This is a genomic window from Mesorhizobium sp. P2_D1 (genome assembly GCF_056404455.1).
On sequence record NZ_JBFUDZ010000022.1, the window covers coordinates 1 to 13,811 of the forward strand.

At 58.3% G+C, this 13,811-nt stretch carries 15 protein-coding genes and 3 pseudogenes; 8 read left to right on the forward strand and 10 right to left on the reverse strand.

The features are described 5' to 3' along the window. The 3 genes and pseudogenes from AC1D0I_RS17160 to AC1D0I_RS17170 form a co-directional block, all read right to left on the reverse strand. A pseudogene (locus AC1D0I_RS17160) lies at positions 1 to 220 on the reverse strand (dTDP-4-dehydrorhamnose reductase); the annotation flags it as partial. Next, a complete protein-coding gene (glf, locus tag AC1D0I_RS17165) occupies positions 217 to 1,344 on the reverse strand; it encodes a UDP-galactopyranose mutase (protein ID WP_477396684.1) in 1,128 nt (375 codons plus the stop codon). The gene glf and the pseudogene AC1D0I_RS17160, both read right to left, overlap by 4 nt. A gap of 2 nt (positions 1,345 to 1,346) precedes the next feature. Next, positions 1,347 to 2,519: a glycosyltransferase family protein gene (locus AC1D0I_RS17170; protein ID WP_477396562.1), complete on the reverse strand. Its 1,173-nt coding sequence runs from the start codon at positions 2,517 to 2,519 to the stop codon at positions 1,347 to 1,349. A gap of 301 nt (positions 2,520 to 2,820) precedes the next feature. Here AC1D0I_RS17170 and AC1D0I_RS17175 point away from each other — a divergent pair, with 301 nt between their 5' ends. Further along, positions 2,821 to 3,744 carry a glycoside hydrolase family protein gene (locus tag AC1D0I_RS17175; protein WP_477396564.1) on the forward strand — a complete coding sequence of 308 codons (924 nt, stop codon included), beginning with the start codon at positions 2,821 to 2,823 and terminating at the stop codon, positions 3,742 to 3,744. An 8-nt stretch (positions 3,745 to 3,752) separates the two neighbouring features. On the opposite strand, the gene AC1D0I_RS17180 is transcribed toward AC1D0I_RS17175, so the two are convergent. Both AC1D0I_RS17180 and AC1D0I_RS17185 read right to left on the reverse strand, forming a co-directional pair. Next, on the reverse strand, positions 3,753 to 3,938 hold the full coding sequence (locus AC1D0I_RS17180) for a hypothetical protein (protein WP_477396566.1): 186 nt from the start codon (positions 3,936 to 3,938) through the stop codon (positions 3,753 to 3,755). Between the two features lie 87 nt (positions 3,939 to 4,025). Further along, positions 4,026 to 4,487, reverse strand: a complete 462-nt coding sequence (locus tag AC1D0I_RS17185; RefSeq protein ID WP_477396568.1) for a YciE/YciF ferroxidase family protein — start codon at positions 4,485 to 4,487, stop codon at positions 4,026 to 4,028. Here AC1D0I_RS17185 and AC1D0I_RS17190 point away from each other — a divergent pair. The 3 genes from AC1D0I_RS17190 to AC1D0I_RS17200 all read left to right on the forward strand — a co-directional run bounded on the left by AC1D0I_RS17190 (position 4,474) and on the right by AC1D0I_RS17200 (position 5,786). Further along, the gene (locus AC1D0I_RS17190) at positions 4,474 to 4,779 is read left to right on the forward strand and encodes a hypothetical protein (protein ID WP_477396570.1); all 306 of its coding nucleotides are present in this window, start codon (positions 4,474 to 4,476) and stop codon (positions 4,777 to 4,779) included. The genes AC1D0I_RS17185 and AC1D0I_RS17190 overlap by 14 nt on opposite strands. Positions 4,780 to 5,058: 279 nt before the next feature. Then, positions 5,059 to 5,268 (forward strand): hypothetical protein, encoded by a 210-nt coding sequence (locus tag AC1D0I_RS17195; protein WP_477396572.1) that lies wholly within the window; start codon positions 5,059 to 5,061, stop codon positions 5,266 to 5,268. Beyond that, positions 5,253 to 5,786: an inorganic diphosphatase gene (locus AC1D0I_RS17200; protein ID WP_477396573.1), complete on the forward strand. Its 534-nt coding sequence runs from the start codon at positions 5,253 to 5,255 to the stop codon at positions 5,784 to 5,786. The genes AC1D0I_RS17195 and AC1D0I_RS17200 overlap by 16 nt, the downstream gene beginning before the upstream one ends. A 65-nt stretch (positions 5,787 to 5,851) precedes the next feature. On the opposite strand, the gene AC1D0I_RS17205 is transcribed toward AC1D0I_RS17200, so the two are convergent. Beyond that, entirely contained in the window at positions 5,852 to 6,409 is a 558-nt protein-coding gene (locus AC1D0I_RS17205; RefSeq protein ID WP_477396575.1) for a hypothetical protein, read from the reverse strand. 333 nt (positions 6,410 to 6,742) lie between these two features. Between AC1D0I_RS17205 and AC1D0I_RS17210 the strand changes: the two are divergent. Further along, positions 6,743 to 7,499 (forward strand): annotated as a pseudogene (locus tag AC1D0I_RS17210) (IS5 family transposase). A 1,329-nt stretch (positions 7,500 to 8,828) separates the two neighbouring features. On the opposite strand, the pseudogene AC1D0I_RS17215 reads toward AC1D0I_RS17210, so the two are convergent. Both AC1D0I_RS17215 and AC1D0I_RS17220 read right to left on the reverse strand, forming a co-directional pair. Then, positions 8,829 to 9,167 (reverse strand): annotated as a pseudogene (locus AC1D0I_RS17215) (hypothetical protein); the annotation flags it as partial. 356 nt (positions 9,168 to 9,523) lie between these two features. Then, positions 9,524 to 9,808, reverse strand: a complete 285-nt coding sequence (locus AC1D0I_RS17220) for a c-type cytochrome (protein ID WP_477396577.1) — start codon at positions 9,806 to 9,808, stop codon at positions 9,524 to 9,526. 262 nt (positions 9,809 to 10,070) lie between these two features. Between AC1D0I_RS17220 and AC1D0I_RS17225 the strand changes: the two genes are divergently transcribed. Further along, positions 10,071 to 10,274 carry a hypothetical protein gene (locus AC1D0I_RS17225; protein WP_477396579.1) on the forward strand — a complete coding sequence of 68 codons (204 nt, stop codon included), beginning with the start codon at positions 10,071 to 10,073 and terminating at the stop codon, positions 10,272 to 10,274. Between the two features lie 30 nt (positions 10,275 to 10,304). On the opposite strand, the gene AC1D0I_RS17230 is transcribed toward AC1D0I_RS17225, so the two are convergent. Further along, the gene (locus tag AC1D0I_RS17230; RefSeq protein ID WP_477396580.1) at positions 10,305 to 11,171 is read right to left on the reverse strand and encodes a gamma-glutamyltransferase family protein; all 867 of its coding nucleotides are present in this window, start codon (positions 11,169 to 11,171) and stop codon (positions 10,305 to 10,307) included. A 5-nt stretch (positions 11,172 to 11,176) separates the two neighbouring features. Further along, positions 11,177 to 11,659 (reverse strand): ABC transporter permease subunit, encoded by a 483-nt coding sequence (locus AC1D0I_RS17235; RefSeq protein ID WP_477396582.1) that lies wholly within the window; start codon positions 11,657 to 11,659, stop codon positions 11,177 to 11,179. 272 nt (positions 11,660 to 11,931) lie between these two features. Here AC1D0I_RS17235 and AC1D0I_RS17240 point away from each other — a divergent pair, with 272 nt between their 5' ends. Both AC1D0I_RS17240 and AC1D0I_RS17245 read left to right on the forward strand, forming a co-directional pair. Beyond that, entirely contained in the window at positions 11,932 to 12,852 is a 921-nt protein-coding gene (locus AC1D0I_RS17240) for a LysR family transcriptional regulator (protein WP_477396584.1), read from the forward strand. Between the two features lie 474 nt (positions 12,853 to 13,326). Then, on the forward strand, positions 13,327 to 13,788 hold the full coding sequence (locus AC1D0I_RS17245; RefSeq protein ID WP_477396586.1) for an Hsp20 family protein: 462 nt from the start codon (positions 13,327 to 13,329) through the stop codon (positions 13,786 to 13,788). Positions 13,789 to 13,811: the final 23 nt, after the last annotated feature.

Genomic DNA, 13,811 nt, shown 5'->3' on the forward strand with positions numbered 1-13,811 from the left:
GCCTAGCATCGCTCCAGCTCCAGTCATATGAGCCGCGGTCGCGTTCAACCATCTCCCATAAAACAGGGTACCGGAGCGTTTTGATGCCGAGGCCGCCAATCAGGTCAAGATCATCGATGCGATGCAGGTGGCCAGTCTCCTTCAACTGGTCACGCACCGCCTCGTGCACGCGGACATGGCTACATTCAACGCCGCCCCATATTTCCAGAGTGCTGCTCATTCGGCAGCCTCAGCCTGCACCGATGTTGCCGGCAGGCTCTTTTGAATCCGACCAAAAGTCGCAAGAGCTTGGCCCACGACCTGGTCCATGTTGTAGTAGCGATATGTCGCCAGCCTGCCGACGAACCAGACATCTGGAATGTCAGCCGCTAGCGCTTCATACCGCTTGAACAGCGCTTCGTTTTCCGCCCGAGGCACCGGGTAATACGGATCGCCGACGTCGGTTGGGAACTCGTAGGTGAGGCTGGTTTGCGGGCTCTTCTGACCTGTCAGGTGTTTGTATTCGGTGATACGTGTATAGTCTTCCGTCTGCGGGTAGTTGACGACGGCAACTGGCTGGAACTGCTCGCCATCGAGTGTCACATGCTCGAACCGCAGGGACCGATATGGCAAGCGACCCAGCGACCAATCGAAATATTCGTCGATAGGCCCGGTGTAGATCATTCGACGAAATGGTATGCTCGCCTGGATTTCCCTGTAATCCGTCTGCAGCATGATCTTGATGTTGGGGTTGTCGAGCATGCGCTGAAACATGCGAGTGTAGCCGCCAGACGGCATGCTCTGAAAGCTGTCGTTGAAATACCGGTCATCGCGATTCGTGCGGGTGGGAACGCGCGCCGTCACTGACTTGTTCAATTGGGACGGATCGACGCCCCATTGCTTCCTGGTGTAACCGCGAAAGAACTTTTCATACAGCTCACGACCCACCGTGCTGACGACCACATCCTCGGCGGTCCGAATTTCTTCCACCGTTTCGCGCCGGGACATGAAGAAATGTTCCAACTGCTCGGACGTCAAGTCGAGATCGTAAAGCTTGTTGATCGTGTCGAGGTTGATCGGGATCGGCAGCAGTTGGCCGTCGACCTTTGAGAGCACGCGATGTTCGTAAGGCCGCCATGCCGTGAACTGCGAAAGGTAGTCGACGATCGACTGCGCATTTGTATGGAAGATATGCGGGCCATATCGATGGATCAGAATTCCTGCGTCGTTATAGCAATCATAGGCGTTGCCGCCGATGTGGTTGCGCCTGTCAATGAGCAGAACGCTTTCTTTGCGCTGCGAAGCGATGCGCTCCGCGAGCACGCTGCCGGCAAAGCCGGCGCCGACAATCAACCAGTCGAACATGGTCACGCACTCCGCCGGAACGGAAGCACGTTCTTGGTGGACCGCACGCGCTGGATGTGACCCGCCATCGCGATCCACGTGTTTTCCCACGACATGTCCATGAGGTAGGCGTCCACTCGCTTCAGCAGGGCGTCGCGTGGGCGAGCCAGGAGCGACCGAAGCTTCAGTTCGGCATCCTCGTCGTCAAGGATGTCGACAAGGCCTTCCGAACCGTAGGTGCGAACCACATCCACGATCGCGGTCGAAACCAGCGGGATGCCGGCCGCCAGGAATTCCGGCGTCTTGGTCGGGCTGATATAGCGGGTGGCGGCATTGAGCGCGAATGGCATCCATCCGGCGTCCCAATGCCCGAGATAGGATGGAAGCTCCGCGTAAGTCTTGCCACCCAGCCAATGCAAATTGTCTGCCTTCGGGAGGCAGTCCGGATCAATCTTGACCACCGGCCCGATCATGACGAAATGAACGTCCGGCATGATTTGCGCTGTGCGCGCTACCAGATCAACATCCAGCCTCTCATCGATGACGCCGAAATAGCCTATTCTGGGGTGGGGTATCAGGTGCTGATCGACAGGGTCCTGTCCTGGCGCCCTGGCCTGGTGAAAGTGCGTGAAGTCGATGCTGCTCGGGAAGGGGAACATCGAGGCGTGCATACCGCGTTTGGCTTCATACAAACTCTGGCCGCCGGTGAACACGACATCGGCGCGCTCAAGCAACCGCTTTTCCATAGGAACAAGCTCCGGAGAGGCGTTCTTGAACGCTGAAAGCTCATCCATGCAGTCATAAACGCAGACGTCGCAAAGAAGGTGGTCGCTGAAGCGCAAGGCCATGGGCGTGTAGTACCAGGTGGTCAACAAGTTTGGCGGGGCGGATGCAACGACGCGGTCGACAAACCGTCGCTGAACGGCCTCTGCTTCGATCTGACCGGTTCCGTAAGGCAGGACCGGCGTGACCACTTCGATCGATGAAGACACGCGGTTTGAACGCATAAACGCTTGCGACACGTCTTCGAAAACCGGCTCTTCAAAATAGACCACCTGCTTCGTCTTCGAAGCCAGCGTCAGAATGTGTTGAGGGCGTTGGTAGACAAAGTTCCACCGAAGGTGAGAAAAGCATAAAAGCATGGCATTTTCTTCTGTCGGGCGTCTTTGGGTTGACTCGCCCATCATTTTTTCCATTTTCGAAATCCTTCGGTTCATTCCCAAATGCGTGAATACAACAAATGTTAATCGCAGCATTGAGATGTGATATTAGCTAGGGGCTAACTTGCGCTGCGATAACTCGTTCCGTCGCAAAGGGAATTCATTATGGCGCGGGGCTGCTGCACATCCGGACAAGCGGATTGCGGTGGGAGCGCGATCTCACACGCAGTGCCGCCACATTAATCGCGCGTTAATATCCGCCGCTACAAAGTTAACAATCGATATTCGGTTTGCGAAACGCACCTGCAAAGCTGGGTCGGCCCATTGAGTGAAAGCGATGTCGATCAACTTCGAAACCAACATCTTCCCTTTGTTTCAGCCCGCTGCGGTTGATGATGTGAAGGATCCATGCCCCGTATTTGATGGGCGGCTCTGGCACATGTTTGGGTCAAGCGGCACCGTCAGCAGCGAAACCTGGAGCATTCTCCACGCTACGGCCCCGGACCTTTATGGCCCTTGGACCGAGCATGACGCAATCGTGCTGGGGGTCGGCGGATCAGGCGTGGCTGCGCCTGGAGTGATCCACGAGGATGGCGTCTTCCATATGTTCATACAGACGGAATTCATGAAGTCGGGCGGTCGCTGCGAACATGCTGTCTCGAACGACGGCTTCCTCTGGGTGGTTTTGAGCTCGGCAATTCTCGCTCTGCCCGAAACCGACGAAGACGGGATCTACGATCCGCATCCGGCTGTCATCGCAGGCAAGCGCTACATCGTTTATTCAGGCATGCCGAAATTCACGAGGGTGCCGCAACCCGACATCTACCTGGCACGTAGCCAATCGGATTCGTGGTTCGGGCCATGGAAGCGAGTGGGCAAGATACTGGACCACGCCGATCTGCCTCACCACAATGCGCGGCACCACCCCGATTACGAATGGGGTATTGAAGGGGCACAGCTGGTCGAACTCCCGGATGGCCGCATCCTTTTGAATGCGACGTGCTTTCTGCCCGATGGGCCTCGCGGTAGCCGTCAGCGCGTCTTCTTCGCCGTCGCCAATCGGATCGAGGGTCCGTATCAAACCGTTGGGCCGGTGCTTGAACCTGGCGAACCCGGCGAAAACGGGCATTCGACGGTTGTGATCGAAGGTCGTCAGCTCCTGCTGTTCTATCAGTGCCGCCGTGCCGGTACGAACCACCGCTGGCGCTATGGAGTGGCCAGGTGCGACCTCGATGGAGACATTCTCTCACGCGTAGCGTGACGCTTCATTCAGGTACCGGATTTCTTCCTTGCAGCCGCGGGATTCTGACCGGTCGCGGCTGACGTCTTGGCATCCTTGGAGTGGGCGGCTATCGCGGGGCCGGCGCCGGTGGCCTTGCGCATATCGCCACTCTTCTTGTTGTCGGACGGGGTTTTGCGTCCCAGGCCCGAGAAGAATTTTCCGAAAAAGCCCATCTTGTTCTCCCGTTGGCGCAATGCTGGCGCTGATCGATCAGATTTGAGCCCTGGCGAACACCAGGGCTCGTAACCCACAAGCCCGATTTATTCCGCTGCTTCCGCAGCAACGTTGACGGCCGACTCGGCCAGTTTTGTGAGCGCGAGGTCAGTCTTCTTTTCTTCGGCAAGAGTGAGGTCCAAAAGGCCGACAGCTTCAGTCAACCCAAGTTCGGACGCCCAGGTGCGCATGGTCCCGTAGCGCGAGATCTCATAGTGCTCGACCGCCTGCGCGGCGGCCAGGAGACCGGCGTCAAGAGCCGGGCTGCCTTTGTATTCTTCCATGATCTCGGCGCCTTCTTCGGTGATGCCCATGATGGCAGCACAAGTCTTGGCGGCCGGCTTTTTGCCGATCGCTTCGAACACAGATTCGAGGCGCGCGACATGTTCCTGCGTTTCGCCGAGGTGTTTTTGAAATGCGGCCTTGAGTTCAGGGCTTTTGGCCGCCTTTGCCATCTTCGGCAAGGTCGCGACGATCTTCTTCTCGGCGAAGTAGATGTCCTTGACCATGCCCAACTTCCGCTTCGAGACCGCCACGTTCGATCAAATCACGACAGTAGAGCAGGAGTTGGCCAGCGCCGATCTCGCCAGCCTGAAAGCGGCCGAACTAGCGAATGCCGGCCTCGTGGCGGCTGCACCCCCAGGCGGTGACCCATCCAGGTCAATCACCAAGGTATATGACGAGGCTGGGTATTTGATCGCCACGGTGAGTTCCGCCGATGTCATTGGAAACAATGAGCAGGTTGCCCCGAAGGATGCAGACACCTCAATTGAGGAGCCTGGCGTAATGCGGTCAGGCTAGGCCCGAGCAAGGGCGCTCCGCCGCTGTTGGGCAAAACGCGAAGGCGGTAGCCGGACTTCGGCGAATTAGGGGCAACAGGATGTTCGGACGACACCTAGCGGCCGCTGAGCGCGGTCAGCCAATTCCTGCCCCCTTGTCGTTCGTGAATGACACCGCGCTCGAAGCGGTGGCGAACCACCTTATCAGAGAAAGCAGCCTGTCTTCATATTCCCGGGAACAAGTAGCCGCTCCGCAGGTTGCTGAGCAGCTTATTTCCAGACCAAGCCCAAGGAGAGCCGCATGGCGCGCAAGGCAGCAACCGATCCCAACGTCGCTACGATTCACGACCAGACCCTCGTCCGGGGCGAGGGTGGAGAACTGCACCAGATTGCGAACGGCAAAACCGACATTCTGGCCACCGCCCAGGGCGGCCCGATCGATTGGCGGTGGACCAGCGGAGATCGCCGACCAAATCCGAAGGAGACGAATTCTCGATGCCCAACTACCTGAAGCTGCCGACGACCACCAAGGGCCTCATCCGCGTGGTGATCGAAACCCCACGCGGCGCCACGGCGAAGATTGCGTTCGATCCGGAAACGCAGGTGTTTGGCTACGTCCGGCCCTTGCCGGTCGGAATGACATATCCCTACGATTGGGGTTTCATTCCGTCTACATTGGGCGAAGACGGTGATCCTCTGGATGGGCTGGTGATCCATCAGGCGTCGACGGCGCCTGGCGTTGTGATCAAATGCAATCTGCTAGGTGCCTTGCGCGTCAAGCAGAAGGACGCGGGCGGGAAGGTCTTGCGCAACGATCGCTATATCTTCTGTCCCCACAAAGAGGATGCTTCGGACGAGCCGGTGGCGGCGGATCATGTTCCCGATGACTTGCGGCGCGAGATCGAGCTGTTCTTTCACTCGTCTGTGGTTGGAACCGAAAAGGTCATAAAGTTTAATGGCTGGCAGAACGGCGCGGAAGCTCGGAGGGCAATCAAGAAGGGCATGAATGCTTTCGCAGCCCGTCAGTGAGGTGCCATTGCGCGCGACCAAGTGCTCAAATCGGACGTCTTGAGGGTCTCGGCACGAATATCGACTCAGTCACAGCGCCCGGCCTTCTCGATCAGTTGGTGCGCCAATACGGCCAACGCACGTTTGCAAACGGGAAGTCTGGCCGGCGGCGCTTTGAGGGAAACGGCCCCGAGCAGTGAATGTATCGCTCTCGCAAGAGTTTGTTGGAATACAGCCTTTTTGGATGATGGCCGGCGCGGCGAACGGCTGGAGGTTGCTTCGATGGACTGGCCAAGCGGTCCGCCGCCGGTGCCTCGTGACCGGTAATAGGTCAATCGGTTTGGCACTGCATCAATCCGTTGGCACTGCAATTGCGTTGACGGGTGTGGGTTGGGGTGGGTGGAACATTCGTTTGCGGCAGCTGGTGCCCTCCATTGCCTGCCGAAGATCGGGCCTCCGATCGGCCCGCGCTTGGCCGAGAGCGCGGGCTTCTGCGTGATGCTCGTGGAACTCTCTGGCATCTCGACTGTTTTCTCTAGATGGCTGTCCTCCTCATAGGTGCGCTGCTCACCGTCGCTGGTGTTGTGTACACCTTCCGACATCGGCAGATCGCCCGACTCCAAATCTTGCAACCCCAGGTCCAACACTTGAGCCGCGTCATCGCGGCCTCCGTTTCCTTGGCCTATCCCAGAACTGGCCAGGCCTGCTGATGATGGGGATCGGTCTCATTCTCCTCTTATGGGTAGCGGTCCTCTGAGGGACCTACGCCGTGCCGTCCCTCTCATTGCGCCAATCGAGCGCAAAGCAAGCCGGCCCCGCCCTCTGGTAGTGTCTCATATGCGCTTTTGGGCCGGTCCGGTTGCAACTGATGCACTATCCGCCAATCCTTCGTTGCGGCGAGCTTGCTAGGATCCGGACCCATAAACCGCTTTCATTGATGCGGCTGCCGTGATTCAAGGTTCCGACTGGAGGCTTCGATGGATCGGGACTATTTCTGGCTGACGGGCGAACAATTCTCGAAGCTCAAGCCGCATCTTCCAACTGACACGCGGGGCAAGGCTCGCGTGGATGATCGGCGGGTTATCAGCGGTATCATCCACGTCATCAAGAGCGGTGGACGCTGGGTCGACGCACCTGCCGTCTACGGTCCGAGGAAGACGCTCTACAATCGCTTCCATCGCTGGGCTAACAAGGGCATCTGGACCGGCATATTCAAGCCTTGGCCAGTGCTGGTGGGCCGCCGGCACAACTGCTTATCGATTCCTCGGCTGTTCGTGCCCATCGCAGTGCGGCGGGCGGAAAAAGGGGGAACTCAACCAGGCAATTGGCAGATCACGCGGCGGGCGCACCACCAAGATCCACGCCCTGACTGATGGAATGTGCAGGCCAGTCGCCTTCCTTTTGACCGGCGGCAACGTCGCCGACTGCAAGGCGGGCGAGGTGCTGATCGATCAGATGCCGACGACAACCCTGCTGAACGCCGACAAAGGCTACGACAGCGACGCAATTCGTCGCCAGGTCAAGCAGCGCGGCGCTTTCGCCAATATTCCACCGAAGGCAAACAGGAAGTGGAAGAACTGCTTCTCGCCCTACCTCTACCGCGACCGCAACGCCATCGAGCGCATGTTCTGCAGGCTCAAGGACTTCCGCCGCATCGCCACCCGATATGATCGATTGGCTACCAACTTCCTCGCTGCGGTCTGCATCGCAGCGACAATCAGTTATTGGCTCTAACKCCGAACCCGAACTACTTGCAAAATTGTGGGATCAAAGGCAAACAGTAGTCTGGCGTGTGTCGACGCTCAGTGCGGAAGGACAGGTCGCTCCTGTAGGGCCCGCAGCGGCATTTCGGGCTTAGATAGTCCGGCTATGAAGTGCTCGACGAGAGAGGACCCTTCCGCAGCTTCGATAACGATAGTCGACGCAGGGCGCTTCGTGCGCGACGACCGGCGCGCTCGCCTATGACTGGGGCGATTCATCATCGCTGGCCAGACGTCGCGCATGACTTTATGGCAATGTTCCTCCGCTCTGAGCCACACGGCCCTGTGAAGGCACATGGCGCTGGTCTTCGCATGACACGCGCTGGCGGCCATGGCGGACAGCGAGGCCAGGCACAGACCAAGGACGAAGCTGTGCCTAGCTGGAGCACGCCGCGCACCAGGAATGATGTGCGAGCACGAGGGAAGGACGGCAGCGAGTCGGTCGACGTGTTCGATAGACCCCAACAGGTGACGGTTTGCGGCGATGGTCGGCGGTGGTGGAGGATTCCGTGGAAGGGGAAACGTCGACAGCCGATCGGGGAGAGTCCATGACAGCCTCTACCGTGCAAAAAGCATGATGAGAATGATGATAGGGATCGGAATTCCGAGCAACCAGAGCAAGATGCCGCGTCCCATGAGAACCTCCCGTTACTGTGTTACCATACAGTAATAATTCGGTGATCGGCCTTTCGTTCCCCAGATACGATCCAGGCCATCGAGCAGGTCAGCGCTTTCACGGAAAAGGGCGTTGAGCAGTCGAAAGAAGTTCTCGCCAAATTCACGGCGGATTAGGAGACGACCCAGAAGGCTATCGAGACGAGCTTCGCATCCGCCAAAGCCGCTTCCAGCAACCTGTCGCTGAAGACAATTGCCGTTCTGCGCGCCAACACTGAAGCCGCCTTCTCGCATTTCGAAGCCCTAATTGCCGTGAAGCCGCCTTCCGAATTCGCTGCTATTTCCGTGATACCGCCCACGGCTTCCTTGCCTGGGCACTCGCAACGTTGCTCGTCGTCGGTGTGCTCGGCTCGGCTCTCTCTGCGGCCATCGGCTCCGGCGTGCAGGCGGTGTCGTCCGTCACTTCGGGGGCCTTGATGGTTCGACCCGAAGGTCGCCATTTGCCGGGTCGGCGGAGTAAAGTGGTCATTAGGTGCGATCAAGGGTCGGTATTCGTCGTTGGGTCAAGAAAACCTCCCTGCTTACCGACCATTGAATGCGGCTCGCACGGAAATGTCGTCGTGACCGCGACGATGATTGAGAAAGCCCGACTTCGCATCGGGCGTTCTTTTCTATCGAGCAGGCCGCTTCAGCGGCTGGTCAGGAAAACCGATTCCTCCTCGTCGCGCTGCCTGCCGCCGAGTGCTGCTGCGGCACTGGCTATGAAGGCACCGATCACCAATGAGAGAGCACCGATCAGCGCGAAGGTGGCAGTCGCCTTCCTGGCGGTGTCGGCGGCTTGCTTGGACTTAACCTTAGCGTCCTGCACCTTGGCAAGGACGGCATCAACGCGCGCCTTGGCATCCGCTTCCGACAGCCCAGTCCGGGCTGCCACCAACTGCGACAGATAGGTCTTGTCGTCGGCCGAAACCTCGCCAGCTGCTGCGCTGGCGATCAGGATGCGCGATGCCTGTGCCGTTGCCGACGCTCGGGACGCACTGGATCGACCAACCGGCCGGCGTTGGCTGCTTCTGATGTTCGGTGATGGCAGCGGCGCACTGTTCACGCGTGTCAAAGCTGCTCGGGAGCAGGACTATTCCCCCCTGCGGACCGGCGATTGCCAGATACCAGATCAACGCTACAGTCGAAGCCATGAAATCTCCTCCTCAGACAGGAATTCTGGAGCAGCCCACCTAGTCGTCAAGAGGTGGGCTAATATGCCCGACTGCGTTCTTATCGTCCGCCCTCTGGCCGCAGGCTAGAGCGTTGGGAATATGCGGCCGCTATGGGAGCATGAACCATGTAGCCGGCTGGCTGGAACGCGCGCTGGCGAGGCCATGCAGATCAGGGCAGCGGAACCGGCGAGTCAGCGAGCGTTCGCAGATAGGCGATCACGTTCAGCCGGTCGGCTTCATCGGGCACGCCGCGGAATTCCATGTTGACGCCGGGCGTGGTCAGCGTCGGACCAGCGAGGAAAGTGTTGAGGTCCTCGTAGGTCCAAGATCCGTCCCAGGCCAGCAGGGTCTTGGAATAGCGCTCGAACTTCGTTGAGGCCTTGTCGCGTCCGACGACGTCCCACAGGTTCGGCCCTATAGTGGAATTGTCCTTTGGCCGTAAAAAATCGCACACGAAAGTTCTCCTTCTCTTCTTTTTTCGTTCCCACGACCAAGCCGCCGACAGCCCTTTTCGAACGCTCTTCTGCCGACAATTTTGACCGCTTCACAGCGGATGGTTCGCCGGGATATCCGTGAGCCTCGTTGTCCGCCGCGGCGTCCAATTTGCCTGAGGTTCCTGGAAGCTTTTCGAACTTTCTGGGTCGCGCCTCTGCCCGAATTGCGTGCGCTTATGGGACAAATCGGGACATTAGATTCGGCCCTAGGAAAAATTTGAGTTGGATCGACATTTGGCGGCGCGTTCCTCCCTCGGCGTGAACATCAGCACGAACCTCCTGCAGTTCTACGTGCGGAACGGCGGCTTTGCGCCGCAATCCGGTCAAGAAGGCAAGCTCTGGCTTCACCCGAAAGCGGACGAAACCGGAGTTCACCGTCCGGTTTGCTATTCAACGAGCTTCTCGTTCTTCACCTGCAAACGCTGAGTGCTCAGATTATGCTCCGTGCCCGGGGCTCTAGATGCCCAGAGCGATCCCATCTTTCCTCGGCTCCGACGCGCCGGTCAGAGTGCCGTTCTCCCAGTCGATGCGGATCGCTTGAGCGCCRCCTATCGGATCTTCCGCCGCAGTAAAGGTGAAGCCTCGTCGTTCGAGTTCGGCTTTGGTCGAGCCGTCAATCGTGTGCTCTGCCTCCACTGTCGTCCCGCTGGATGTCGGCATCACACGCGGGAGATCGATCGCTTCCTGGAGGTCCATTCCGTAGTCGAGGACCTTGGAGATCAAATGGGCATGGCCGAGCGCCTGATAGTAACCGCCCATCACGCCGAAGGAGATTTCCACCCTGCCGTTGCGGGTCACCATGCCTGGGATGATCGTGTGAAGCGGCCGTTTTGACGGCCCGATCCGATTGGGATGACCGGGCTTGAGCGAGAAACTTTGACCGCGATTGTGCAGGATCACGCCCGAGCGAGGAGAGACCAGGCCGGCGCCGAAACTGTCGAAGATGGAGTTGATGAAGCTTACCGCGTTCCGATTTCGGTCCACCACCGAGATATAGACGGTGTCGCGATGAAGCGGCATTTCGAAGGGCGGCAGGTCGGTCAGCGCCTTTCTCAGGTCTATCATTCCCGCAAGCCTGTCGGCCAGTTCGCCGGACAGCAGGTGGTCAACCGGGACGTCCGCCTTTTCCGGATCGGCGATCCAGGCGTCGCGGGCGGCATAGGCAAGGCGCGTTGCTTCGATCTCGACGTGCAGCCGGTCGGACGACTGGGGATCCCCCTTGGCGTCGAAGCGGCTCAGGATGTTGAGGATCAGGAGCGCGATGATGCCCTGGCCGTTCGGGGGACATTCATGGATCGTATAGCCGCGAAAGTCCGTGGTCACTGGGGTCACATATCCTTGAAGAGCGAAATCCAGAGATTGCCATAGGCAGGCAGCGCCAGCCGCAACATCTGAGGTCCGATGACGAACATCCAGCGTTGCCAGGCGTTCAGCCCAAGTGACTTCGCCGCTTCGGTTTGACCCGCTGGCACAGCCGCGATCGCGCCGCGAAACACTTCGGTCGCATAACCGCTGAAGACGACCGAGAGGGCGATAACGCCTGCGGTGAATGCGTTCACCTCCACATACCGGCCGGCGATCTTGCTGGCGAGCGTGGTTCCGCCGAAGTAGATGAGCAGGATAATGAGAAGTTCTGGTACACCACGGACAACCGTGGTGTAGGCGGTCACGACACGGTTGAGGCGCGTTTGTGCCGTGCCCTTCGAAATAGCCAAAAGCAGCCCAAATGCCGTTCCCAGGCAGCCGCTGACAAGGGCCAGGCTTATGGTCACGGCGAGTGCGACAACAAACTGATTAGTAAAACCACCCATGGGGCGCGTTCCTCGACTCGCAATTACCGCAGGATACGCCGGTCTTTCTCGCCAAGACCAAGCCGTATAACCCAAGGTTGCGAATTGTTATATTTGTATTTTGGAGTTAATTTGAGATATTGGCTAATTCTAGCGCCCGAAACGACATACTCAATCTATAATTTTTATTATTTTATCTATAACGCGCCGTTATATACTGAAGTCGTTCGGTGCTCCTCAGGATGGCGATTTCCGCTCCCCGGTGGGCGTTGTCAGGGAAAGGCGCGCAAGGAATGGAGTTGTTGCAGAGCGACCTCAAGCTCCGTCAACTGAAGGTCTTCCGAGAAGTGTTGCGGGCCGGTTCGACAAGGCGAGCAGCGGTTGCGCTCGGGATAAGCCAGCCGGCCGTCAGTCAACATGTGAAGCAACTCGAGACCACGCTCGGCATCACATTGTTCAAGAGATCAGCCAACCGCATCGTTCCCTTGCAGGAAGCCTGGGAACTCCTGCGAAACGTAGAGCTTGCCCTGACGTCCCTGGATCGGCTGGAAGCGTCGATCTTCGCTATGAAGAACGAGGAAAAGCAGAGGATTGCGATTGCCGCGCCTTCCGTTTTCGGTTTCGTGACCTTGCCCAAGGTCGTGGCGATCATCCACTCAAAGWCTGCTTCGAATGTACGGTCGATTTCTGGAAGCTACGAGCAGATCGGCGAGCACATCCTGGCTGGGCGGGCGGATCTTGGGATCTCGAGATTGCCGCTGGACCCAAGTCTGTTTGAGTGGGCACCGCTGGGGTCGGCGCGCAACGTATGCATTTTCCATCCCGATCACCGGTTCTCAAAACAGACCTGTATCGAGGCCCAAGACCTGGCAGGCGAAACGATCGTCGATATCGATCCTCAGTTCGCCGCCCACCAAATGAACTTCAATGCCATGCGCTTCGCCGGCGTTGAGCCAGACATACTGGTGGAATTCGATTGCAACGGTCACGAAGCCGGATACGTTTCGGCTGGCCTGGGCATTTCGATAACCAATGAGATTATTGCGCGTGAATATGCGGCGTTTCACTTKGGAATAAAGCCAGTGGAACCATCCGCCCTATATCACTACGTGGCGATTTGGCAGAAGGGCAGGACCTTTTCCAACGCATTAAATGTATCGCTCGAGGCGATCATCACTGCGTTTTCCACGGAGCCGTCAGGATGGAGCGCGTAAGCTCAAGAAGCGTCGGCGCGGATGACTACGGTCAAAGTTAGATCCGTATAATCTCCTTAAGCTTCAGCCGCGATCGCTGACCCTCGGCATAATTCAGGGCAAAAGCCTCGATGTCAAACGACCGCGAACGGTCTTGGCCGTCCTCGACAACACGAACAAACCACTCCCCGCAGGCTTCCACCACCTCGACGCTCTTAGACGTTAGGGGACAAGAATCTGCAATGCATTGACCTCTGGCACGGCGCGTCCTCCGGCTGAGCGTCTTTATTGCCTTGTGATGCGCCAAGCGGCATTTAACTTTGATGTAGAAATAGCGATTTTAGGATCCTCGAAATTTTTTGTAATTGACCTCTTGAAGCCGTTTTAGTCGCCGCCTAATTCATTTGCCGTCGAGGCCGTATGGCTCGGCAAGATTGGCGGCGCCGCATGGGGCGGCGTCCCTTGTACCCATGTTGCTTCAAGGAGAATGTGGCTATGAGAACCTTTGACTCTCTGTATCGCACCACCGTTGGTTTCGACCGTCTGTTTGACATGATCGACAGCGGCACGCGGACCGACTGGCCGCCCTACAACATCGAGAAGGTCGGTGAAAACGACTACCGCATCGCCATGGCGATCGCGGGGTTCAGCCCGGACGAGGTTGAGCTGACCCAGCATGGCCCGGAACTGGTTGTCGTGGGCGAGAAGGCCGATGACCAGAGCGGACGCCAGTTACTCCACCAGGGGATTGCCTACCGCAGCTTCCGGCAGTCGTTCAAGTTGGCCGACCACATGAAGATCAAGGCGGCGACCCTTGAGAACGGCCTCCTCACGATCGACATCGTCCGGGAAATCCCCGAGGAACTGAAGCCGCGCCGCATCAGCATCGGGTCCGGCGACGCTGCTGCGAGCAAGCAAATCTCGCAGGACACGGAACGCGCGCGCAAAGCCGCCTGATCATCGTAACATCATCAGACTGC